Source organism: Nocardia jiangxiensis NBRC 101359, from assembly GCF_000308615.1.
Taxonomy (GTDB): domain Bacteria; phylum Actinomycetota; class Actinomycetes; order Mycobacteriales; family Mycobacteriaceae; genus Nocardia; species Nocardia jiangxiensis.
Window position 1 is genome coordinate 1 of the sequence record NZ_BAGB01000137.1, and the last position, 10,396, is coordinate 10,396.

At 59.7% G+C, this 10,396-nt stretch carries 8 protein-coding genes and 1 pseudogene; all 9 read right to left on the reverse strand.

The window, feature by feature from the left end:
- Nucleotides 1-366: 366 nt before the first annotated feature.
- A complete protein-coding gene (locus ON40_RS34770; RefSeq protein ID WP_040829512.1) occupies nt 367-720 on the reverse strand; it encodes a nuclear transport factor 2 family protein in 354 nt (117 codons plus the stop codon).
- A 37-nt stretch (nt 721-757) separates the two neighbouring features.
- A complete protein-coding gene (locus ON40_RS34775) occupies nt 758-1,600 on the reverse strand; it encodes a mycofactocin-coupled SDR family oxidoreductase (protein ID WP_040829513.1) in 843 nt (280 codons plus the stop codon).
- A gap of 178 nt (nt 1,601-1,778) precedes the next feature.
- Nucleotides 1,779-2,336, reverse strand: a pseudogene (locus tag ON40_RS54960) (aldehyde dehydrogenase family protein); the annotation flags it as partial.
- Nucleotides 2,284-3,453, reverse strand: coding sequence for an LLM class flavin-dependent oxidoreductase (locus ON40_RS34780; RefSeq protein WP_040829514.1), 1,170 nt, complete (start codon nt 3,451-3,453; stop codon nt 2,284-2,286). The pseudogene ON40_RS54960 and the gene ON40_RS34780, both read right to left, overlap by 53 nt.
- A 212-nt stretch (nt 3,454-3,665) precedes the next feature.
- Nucleotides 3,666-4,589 carry an alpha/beta hydrolase gene (locus ON40_RS50405; RefSeq protein WP_083896133.1) on the reverse strand — a complete coding sequence of 308 codons (924 nt, stop codon included), beginning with the start codon at nt 4,587-4,589 and terminating at the stop codon, nt 3,666-3,668.
- 56 nt (nt 4,590-4,645) lie between these two features.
- Nucleotides 4,646-7,639, reverse strand: coding sequence for an AfsR/SARP family transcriptional regulator (locus ON40_RS34790; RefSeq protein ID WP_040829516.1), 2,994 nt, complete (start codon nt 7,637-7,639; stop codon nt 4,646-4,648).
- Between the two features lie 77 nt (nt 7,640-7,716).
- Entirely contained in the window at nt 7,717-8,829 is a 1,113-nt protein-coding gene (locus tag ON40_RS34795; RefSeq protein WP_169541948.1) for an LLM class flavin-dependent oxidoreductase, read from the reverse strand.
- A gap of 421 nt (nt 8,830-9,250) precedes the next feature.
- Nucleotides 9,251-9,622, reverse strand: coding sequence for a hypothetical protein (locus ON40_RS52495; protein ID WP_157186594.1), 372 nt, complete (start codon nt 9,620-9,622; stop codon nt 9,251-9,253).
- On the reverse strand, nt 9,612-10,396 hold a 785-nt coding region (locus ON40_RS34800), incomplete at its 5' end, for an SDR family oxidoreductase (RefSeq protein ID WP_040829518.1). The genes ON40_RS52495 and ON40_RS34800, both read right to left, overlap by 11 nt.

The following is a 10,396-nucleotide window of genomic DNA, read 5'->3' on the forward strand; positions in this document are numbered from 1 at the left end:
AGGCTAAAGCCAGGCTTTGTAACAGCTTCGGTCATTGCAACTCCACTTCGAATTCGATCGTTCGCGCGGGTGAGGGGTTCGCGTCAGCGGGATGAGTGCTGTCACGTCCTGTGAGGTTCCGAGACGGTGGACAGGGGGTTTACGTAGTTTCAGGCGGCTGCCGCTCGGAGTGAGTTCTCATAGTTGTCGGGGCTTTGCATCCCGATCGCGGAGAAAACGTCTTACAGCAATATAAAAATTGATCCAGTTGCCAACCGCGGCAACCAGTTCAGCCTTGGTGACATATTGACCAGAAACTATTCCGTTTTTCGATCGAGACTGTACGGTCAAGGGTGTAACTCCTGAGCGTTGGGTGTCGAGGTATTCTCACCCTTCCTGGATCTTTCCGTCGCGGATTCTGAATACGTGGACGTAGCGGTTGGAGTAGCGGATGCCGTTCTTCATCAAGTTTTTTCCGGTTGATTGGGCACAGACGAGATCACCTTCGGCGAAGATGTTGTCCACGCTCCATTCGACGCTTTCGAGCACAGTTTCCATTGCCACGATGACCCGGGGGCGGAAGTCTTCGCGGTCGTTGTGCAGGCCGGATATATCGGTGGAGCCCTCGACATGCCACTGCACGTCCTCGGCCATGGTGTCGACAGCCCGGTCCCAGCGGGTGGGCTCGTTGAACAGATCGTTCAGCCACAGGCGGGTGATTTCTTTGTTCTCTGTGGTCATCGGTACTCTTGGAGATGGAATGTCGTCGACCGGTGGTCTATTTCACGGCTGAGCCCGCGTCGACGCGAAGCTGGGTGCCGGAGACGTATCGCCCCATATCGGAGGCGAGGTAGAGGACGGCATTGCTGATGTCGACCGGATCGATCCACGGAATGGGCATTGAATTCAAGCCTTTGAAGGCTTCACCGGCCTTGTCTTCGGCCTCGGCACTGCCGGCGGAGAGCCCCACACCGGGCAGGAACAGGTCGAAGGTGGCCTGATTGATCGCCATACCTGTACGCACGGTGGTCGGATGAATCGTGTTGACCCGGATCATATGCGGTCCCAGTTCGACGGCCATGGACTGCATCAGACCGACCATGCCTGCCTTGGCGGCAGAGTAGTGGTTGAGGTTCTGCAATCCGACATGGGCGGAAGAGGAGGAGATCATCACGATCGAGCCCCCGCCACGATCGATCAGGTGCGGCACCCCTGCTCGAGAAAGGTTCCATACTCCGGTGAGATTGACATCGATGACCGTCTGCCACTGTTTCGGAGTCAGTTCTTCGGACCTGTAGTACGAGGTGATGCCCGCGTTGGCCACGACGATGTCGAGCCCGCCCAGTTCGCGGGCTCCCCGGTCGATCAGGGCGGCGACCGCGTCGTAGTCGCGCGCGTCCACCTGCTCGGCGACGATGCGGCGGTCGAGCTTCCTGACTTGTTCGATCGTGTCGTCGAACTCGTCGGCGGTGGCGAGGCTGTAGGGGACGGTGTCGATGTCGGAGCAGATATCGAAGGCGATGATGTCCGCGCCTTCTTCCGCAAGGCGGATCGCGTGGGCGCGGCCTTGTCCGCGCGCCGCACCGCTGATGACCGCTATCTTGCCATCGAGTAAGCCCATGGTTTGTCCTTTCTGTGTGCGGCGACCGGACGTATCGAGGTTTCGATACGTCCGTTGACGGCCGGGTTGGGGTGCTATTTGTTCTGGGTGCGCTGCCGGGCCCCTGCCCGTGGGTGGCGCCGGTAACGACTGCCTCGGGTAGTTCAGGGATCAAGAGGATCACAGCCTGCACTGATTCAAAAGCCTCAGCCAGTGCGTCGGCGTAGAAGTCGTACTGTTCGGCAGGGACGAGAATCCGCGTCTGAGCAACGCAACTCTGTCCGGAGTTTGTCCCCACACTCGCACCCACAAGAGTCGGGACAACGAGTTCGGGGTCAGCGTCGGCCAGGACAATCGCAGCGGATTTACCCACTCCGATTTCCTGCAGCAGATTTTCGACTGTCGCAGAGAGTGCAGGTAGCGCCACCTGAAGGAATCCGGAGGAGTGGCGGATTGCGAATGCTGCATCCGAGGTACTGAACCGATCTGCAGGAAAGACGATTTCACCCCACTGGGGCGCATGTCGGTCGTCGACGATGACGACGGCCCGCCCGGATGCCGAGCTGCGGGCGGCAGCGTCCACTCGCTGGCGGGCCCACTCACCGTCACGAGCTGTCCTATCGACGAGTTCCACTCGCCGAGTGGCTGATCGATGTTCACCAGACGCCACTTCGGGCTGTCTCTCCCGCAGATCGTTCAGCGAATCAGCTACTGGCCTCGGCCTGTTGCTGAGCTTCGTACTTAGCGGTCGCAGCATTGATGGCGGCCATGGTCTCGGCCTTCCACTCGCCGTCGAGGACCCACTTATTGTGCTCCCGGATCGGTTTCAGTTGACCACGAAACTCGGGTATGACGTACTCGGCCCACAGCTTTACGGCGTTGAGTTGGCGATCGTACGTTGTGAAGTCGGTCAGAGTCATGATGAAGCTGCCGAATCCGCCGGTCTGATCCGCGAGCCGGTGGATGGTTTCGATCGCAGTATCCGGTGTCCCTATCAGAACTGATCCGCCCGCGATGGCCTCGTCGATCATATCCTCGACGTTCGGCTTGTCAGACGCCGGGAGTGGTGAGATGTGTGCCAGGTAGTTCCAGATCTCTTCGAACCCATACTTGCAGTCGTTGCGCGCCTGCTCTTCTGTTTCCGCGATATGCGAGATCGCCGACAGCCGCCAGTTCTTGCGGGAAATCGTTCGACCGGCCTTTGTCGCTTCGTTCTCAGCTATTTTCCAATGAGACCTCAGCGCGTCGAATGCAGCGGGGTTCGTGGACGAGAGGTTGATCATGCCTACGCCGAGGCGGCCGGAGGTAAGCGGACCTGACGGCGATGTTACGGCGGCGACCACCACATCCAACTCGGGGACGGAGTAGGGCAACACCTGCAGCTTGGCATCATGCAGATCGAACCAATCCGATTTCGCAGTGACCGTCTCACCACGCAGCAAGCGGACGATGACCTCTGCGCCTTCGAGCATCATGTCCCGTTGCCTACCGGGATCGATCCCCAACATGTGCGCATCCGAAAGCAGCTGGCCGGGGCCGAATCCCATCATGGCGCGACCGTGGGAGAGATGATCGAGCATCACTAGCCGCTCGGCGAGCAGAAACGGATTGTGATAGGGCAGCGAGTTGACAGCCGTACCGAGCCGGATGTTTCCGGTTCGCTGTGATGCTGCCGCGAGCATCATCTCCGGCGAACCGATCGGCTCATGGCCACCCGAATGGTGCTCACCCAGCCACGCCTCCTGGAACCCGAGCTTGTCGGCCAGCTCGATCACCTGGAGGTCGCGCTCGAACAGGACAGAGGGACTGACACCGATCTTGTGGAAGGGCGCCATAAAGACACCGAAAGACGTTGGGTAATGGGACTTGGACATGCGGCACCTCAGTGATTGTTCTGTCGAAATGACTTTACTCGAATAGCCCTGATGGACTATTACATTACTGCGCAGCGTTCTTGGTCATGGTGCGGCCCAAATACGTGTCCACCTTCTGCCTCTACTTCTGTAAACATTTTCTTCTTCAATGGCGGCCGGCCATCGGCCGACGTCGCTATCGAGCTCAATTCCCGACCGTCGACATCGTCCTTTCAACTGCCGTTCGCGAGCGCGAAACGACCGATCCGATCCCACAGCCAGTGCCGATTCACTGAGAAGTTATGACAATGAGCCGTATCCTCCACCAGGAGAAACTCGATTTCGTTCGACGACTGATAGAATTCGACGTCTGCGTACGGATTCTCTGGTATATCGTGGTCGCCGAACGCAACAAGCAGCGGGGATGTTACGCGCTTCGCGAAGGTGGCGGTGTACCCCGGGATGAATGCATCGACATAGGCTTGACGGGGCCAGGGTGTCACAGTCTTGTCATCCAGTGCCACAACATCTTCGGGCGTGCTCGGACGATACAACCAGGAGTGATTCGGTTCCCGGGGCGCGAGGGCGTAGCCGGCATCCCAATCAGCAAAGAAGGCCTTGGCCTGCTCCACCGCCGCGCGGCGTTCATCGTCGATGCTCGTTGCAGTCGCGACGGAGTCTTTGGTCCCGTGGGTGAACCCGAGATTCGCGATCCGATCGTAGCAGCCACTTTCCGCCTGGGTCATCACAACTGAGCACCCACCAAGTGAGTGGCCGACGCCGACAACCGGTATGCGCTGCGCCCAGTGTTGCTGCCGAATACTGCGCACAAAGATCTCTTGCGCGGCGGCCATGCTGCCGAGGTGAACAGAATCGACCGCTGCGGGCTTTGCGCTTCGTCCGACACCGAGATGGTCAGCGGCAACGACGACGTGTCCACGGCGCGTCATATAGTCGGCAAAGCTGTAGTCGAGGTCTGCCGGAAAGTCCCAGTAGCGATTGTCATATGAACCGCCTGGCCAGCAGACCAACACGCTCCTCGGCGCCTGGGCCGGGAGGTAGACCCGGGCAGCGATACTCAGCGATTCGCCGATACCCGAGATCGCATCAGTGACGTCGACCGTGGTCTCCAGGGGTTGTGTTGCTTGCGAAGTCATTCGTCATGTTACTTTCTTGGGGAGATACTTTCTCGTCTGAATAGTTCGGTGTCGTCTCAGCATCCGATTCGCTGGATCCGCTCTCTTATCTCTGCGCTGGGTTCCAGTCCCAACTCATCGAGCACCCGGCGGTAGCGTCGATACACCGACAGGAGCCCGTCGAAATCACAGCACGTCGCGGAAACCTCGATCAGCAGTAACCACGCAAGGTCGCGATATTGATCACCGGCTAGAACCGATTCGCAGTACGCCCTGCACTCCGCGAATCGCCCGATGAGGAAGGCCTCGTGCGCCACCTCCATCCGGGCGTCGGCAATGTCCCGTAGTATCTTCTCCCGGCGCGATTCAACCCATTCCGCCTCGAACCCTGGCAGGTACTTGCCGTCCAACGGATCGAGGAGCGTGGAGCAGTGCTCCAACTTGGCGTGGCCGTTGAGTCTATTCAGTTCAGTCAAACCGATTAACAGGGAGCCGCTTTCGGACGAGACCGCGTCAGCATTCAGCCAAACCCGCTTTCGATCGCTGAGAACAGTGTCCGCCGGAAGTACCACACGCAGCTGATGGATCGCCTGGCGCAGATAGGCTTTGGCCGACTCGTCTGATCTTCCGTCGAACAATGCGTCCAGTATCCCCTCGCGGCTGACCGACATCCGTTCGGTTGTGGCAAGAAATGCCATCAGCTCGGCACTCTTGGTCAGCGCGGGAGTGACCGCGGAACGGTTGACCAGTAGCTCAAACTCTCCGAACTCCATGATCACGACACAGCTGGCCAACGAACGCGTGCCTGCCAGCGTCGTGAGAGTGGATCGTCCAAGAGAGTGCCATCGTGAGAACCTCGTGGCTTCTGCTGAGACACATCGCCTCAGGACTGACGGCATGTCATTGAGGGCCTGGAGAATGAGATGGTTCGACCCTTGATCGACTGCCGCCGACATAGCTGTCGACGCCGCGGATGTCGAACCCACGGAATCACCACAGCGAAATCGCGCCTCCGACAGATATACCGCCGCTGCCGGCAGGTCGATGTGCCCGAGATTCTCGGTCATCAGCCCAACGGCTCGTTCGAGACGACGTTGCGCGTCAACGTCGTTCTCTTGCTTGAGAAGAGCCAAACCGTACCAGGCGTCGACGGCAGATCTGAACAGCCAGCCGGTAACAAATGGTGAGCGGTCGATCGAGTTCAATACTCTTATCGCAGCGTCGGGGTCGTTGGCCAGTCGAAGCTCGAGTTTGGCCTCAGCGAGCGACAGCGCAGCCGCCCATCCATCGGCCCCCATGGCCATGAAACGGGCCCTCGCATCAGCGACCACTTCGCGTGCCTCATCAAGTTCACAGGCATCGATGAAGAGGTCCGGCCCCATGAAGGTGAGCATGCCCAGTGTGTGATCGCGTTCCGTGACGGCTTTGCGATAGAGGTCTATCGCCGCCATGGTCTGACCGGTCGCGCGCAGCACTGCCACACGTTGAGCAACGCCGACACCAACTGACCATGTCGACCGCGCCGAGTACCTAATCTTGGACAGGCTTCCCGAAAAGTAATCGGCAAAGAGGGCAAACAGATCGAACGGCCCACCTGTGAGCTGTGTGAAGACCTTTCTCCTATCCCCGCCGGCTATCAGGAGTCTCACGGCTTCAACCTCGTCGCCACCGCATGATCGATTGAGGACTTCCGCTGCGGCAGAGATCCGACCGCGCATGTAGTACGTCCACCCGACCAGCGCCGCCGCCCTGCCCGAGGACGCAATCACCCGATCGAGCCGCCCGTCGGCGACGAGCAGATCCGCAGTGCGCGCGGTTTCCCGGTAGTCTTCGGACGCCCAGCTGATCATGAGTTGCGCCTCGGCCAGAATCACAGACGACCTCAGGTGTTCGGGGTCCAAGCTGTCGAGCCAATGTTGCGCGGCCGGAAGATCGAAACGCTCGATGACCGGGACTATGGCGACTTCCATCGCACGACACGCGATGTCCATTTCGCCTGCAGTCACCAGATGCTCAACGGCTTCTTCATGATGCCCCTCGGCGATGAGACGTTTCCCCCAGAGCACCCGGATTCGCCGGACCTCGGTCGAGTCGCGTTGTTCGAAGCGAGATTGCAGGTATTCGCGAAATCGCGTGTGATGCCTCAGCGTCTGATCCGCCGCGTTCCATACCGCCGGAAGGTGGCAATGTCGCACGCTTGCCAGCCTCTGGTGTGCGTCTTGGAATCCGAGTGCGCGAGCACGCGCGACTGATATTTCGCGAGCAATCGAGGTCGTGATGATGAAGTCGCGGTCGGCCTCGGCCAGGCCGCCCACCAGGTGGGCTCCCAGATACCCGAACAGTGGATCGAAATCGGCACCTGGATCGTTGCGGTTTCGATTGATCGTCCACGCTTCGAACAGGACGCCGGTCACCCAACCGCCGATCGATGCGATTGCGTCACGTGCAACGGATGTCGCTATTCCTTGTTCGCTCAACGCCGAGATGGCTTCGGACTCGGTGAAGTCAAGATCTCGATATTGAACGGTGGCCATCTCGGGGAAGGCTGGAAGTACGGCCTCGGGGAGTGCACGTCGCGACACGAGAATGATTCGAACCGTGTCCGGTGCGTGGCGTATGAACGCGGCGAGCACGGTCCAGGCCTTACTGGGACCGCAACTCAAATGTTCGAGCTCATCAAATACGACAATCAGTTTTCTAAGGCCGATCGACTGAGCCAGCAGGCCGGCCGCTTCCGAATGGGAGGCGCCCTGCCGGAGTGCCTCGCCGATGGTGTCACGACATTCTGACACCTGTCGATCCAGTGCCGACGCGAGGTAGATCAGGAATCTACCCGGGGAGCGCTCGGATTCGTCCAAGGTCAGCCAGACGACCGACAGTGCCGATTCATGCACGGTCTGCACAACCGCCGTCGTCTTACCGGCACCGGCGGCTGCGCAGACTGTAACAACGCGGTGCTCGGACACGAGTCCGCCGAGCACGTCGATGACACGCTGCCGACGAATGACCCTACTCGGCTGCATCGGCATCGCTATCTTGTCGAGCAGAACTTGGGACCCAAGAAACTCCATGCGATCCTCACTCACTCGGCGCAACGACCCGGTGACTGGACGCGATCACCAATCTGAAGCACGCGCGTTGGTCGGACTTAGGCAAGTTGGTCGGCCATCGACTCATCGCTCTGGGCGGCCATCTTCCGGAGCTCCGGCATGACCGCATCGGCAAACAGCCTGATGCTCTGTTCGGCTACTTCGTATGGCATTGCCCCATAGAGGAAGGTTGCCATGACATTGGTGCGGCCCAAGACCTCGTACCGCCTGCGGAACTTCGCCAGTACCTGTTCGGGTGTCCCGATGGCTGCTTGGGGAGCAACATATGCGTCCGTTGCGGCTTCCAGTCCTGCGTCGCGAATTGCTTTGGCCCCGTCCGCATATGCCTCATATCCACGGGTCGTGCCGAAGTGTGTCCCGTCGAAGTTGTAGTGGCTGACTACCGATTCGTAGTAACGCCCCGCGTACTTGCGACCAAGACGCTCAGCTTCGTTGCGGTCCTCGTGTACCAGAGCGAAGTCGACAAGAATCTCCGGCGGAGCGGTCCGGCCATGCCGCGCCAGGTACGTGTCGCGATACGCGTCGATCAAGGGCTTCATCTGCTCATCGGGGCTTGTCACGAAGGTGAGCAGCGTTGCACCGAGTTCTCCGGCGCGGACCGCCGAGTCGGGAGACATTCCGACGCAGTACAGCCGATCCGCCAGGGCCGGATCGGGGGCGGGGTGAATCTCGACTCGTGCCTGCCGATAGTGTGGCCCGTCGCCCTCGACAATGCCGGTGCGTATCCCGCGTAAGACCATCTCGATCGACTCGTTGAACTGGTCACGTGAATCGTTCATGTCCAGCCCGAAACCCGCGTATTCCATCTTCGCCAATCCGCGACCGAAACCGATGAGCAGGCGGCCGCCGCTCGCATGATCGAGCATGCTGAGCTTCTCGACGACACGAACTGGATCATTCCAGGGGAGGATGACAGCGCCCAAGCCGAGCTTGATGACACTGGTCTTCGCTGCGACATAACTCAGGGCGAGCGCGTTGTCCGGGCACGCCGCATAGTTAGCATCGAAATGATGTTCGGGTGACCAGGCCGCATCAAAGCACAGTTCCTCGGCCATCACAAGCATCTTCAATTCCTGCTCCACGAATACGCGGGCGGGTAGATGAAGTCCTAGATTCCCCCACGTCGCACTATACGAAATATCCACGGTCACTTGAGTTCTCCATTCTCTGGACGTGTTCCAGGCCACCATAGGTAGCCTCCGTTAGAACTCCCGAAACCAGTGCGACCAGGGCGAAGACGGCGCGAAACCTTCCGGTCAGGCAGGTTGGAACAGCTGTTGTGCTGCAGAGGGTCGGCCCAAACTCGACTCCCGAACGAGCCGCTGCCGACCCGAAGACCAGCGCCGATTCCAGGCCGCCGGCATAGGCGCGATGCCACAGCCCACGGTATCGGAACCCGGCCGCGGACGATGGAGCGCGGACGACGTGTACCCGCGCGGCCGGTAGGCCCGGGATCGCGACTATCGAACACCCCGCGCGGAGTCGACTCACATCACACTGCATGGAAACGTGATGGCTGGCGAAGTTTCGATGAGGTAGTACAGGTCTTCGAGCGGCATCGCATCCAGCTGTTCACTCCAGTAGAGCGAGAAGTCCACAATCTCCGGTATCGGCAACCGCTACCCCACTGGGAATGAGGTGGCCGTAGAAACCGGCGTTTGTGTTTCCGGTGGCGGATCCGACACCGGTGGCCAGCAGATAGCCACCACCACAGCTGGGTGGGTTCGACCGCAACTCCATCTTGCCCGCGTAAGGGTGCACTTTGCCTGCGAGCAGGTCCGTGTTCCACTGACGGCGGCGCAAACATCTACTCGAAGAGTAAATCATCCGCACGCAGTCGAAATACCTGGCATTGATACCTGCGATATGGTCGCGCACCACCGAGATGTTCTCCGCACGAGCGGATTCGGTCAAGGCATCGCGCCTGCTCTTGTCACGCTGCACCCGTCGCATTCTGTCCGGCGGCCACCGACAGGGTCTCGCCGGTGATGTGCTTGGCACCCTCGGAGACCAGGAACATCAACGCATCAGTGATCGCCTGCGGTTCGATCCACGGCATTCCCTGCGGTTGGTACCGTGTGAACTCCTCGGCAACGTCGTCGATGGTCGGGCTGTCCAAGTCGGGACGGAATAACCCATACATCGTGTCGTTGTGGATGATTGGCGTATTCACACAGCACGGGCAGATGACATTGACGGTGGTTCCGGTTGTCGCCACTTCGAGCGCCACCGTTTTCGCCAAACCGATCACCGCCCACTTCGAAGCCGAGTAGTGACTGAATTGTGGATACCCGCCTTTGCCGGCCATCGACGATGTAATGACCACGCGTCCCGACTCTTGATTGAGCAGGTGCGGCAGTCCCGCATGAAAGACGTTGAAGACACCCTTAAGATTGATGTCGACAACAGCATCCCATTCATCGGGATCCATATGGCGAAACTCGCTGATCGCCATGACTCCGTGGTTGATGGCGAGAATGTCGAGCCGACCGAAGGTGTCCACGGTCTGCTCGACGGCGCGTGAGACACCGTTGCGGTCGCGTACATCGAGCACGATCGGCAGGACTGTTCCGCCGGCTTCCTCGATCATGCCTCTGGTTGTTGTCATGTCCTCGAGTGTGGAAAGCGGGTAGCCGATGCTCTTGACGTCTTTACAGACATCGAAGATTGCGACTGCTGCACCCGCTTTCGCGAGTGCCACCGAATGGGATCTGCCCT

Excerpts from the sequence above, each read along its gene's own strand:
- ON40_RS34775 (WP_040829513.1), bottom strand. The coding sequence starts at position 1,600 with ATGGGCTTACTCGATGGCAAGATAGCGGTCATCAGCGGTGCGGCGCGC.
- ON40_RS34780 (WP_040829514.1), bottom strand. The coding sequence starts at position 3,453 with ATGTCCAAGTCCCATTACCCAACGTCTTTCGGTGTCTTTATGGCGCCC.
- ON40_RS34770 (WP_040829512.1), bottom strand. The coding sequence starts at position 720 with ATGACCACAGAGAACAAAGAAATCACCCGCCTGTGGCTGAACGATCTG.
- ON40_RS34790 (WP_040829516.1), bottom strand. The coding sequence starts at position 7,639 with ATGGAGTTTCTTGGGTCCCAAGTTCTGCTCGACAAGATAGCGATGCCG.
- ON40_RS50405 (WP_083896133.1), bottom strand. The coding sequence starts at position 4,589 with ATGACTTCGCAAGCAACACAACCCCTGGAGACCACGGTCGACGTCACT.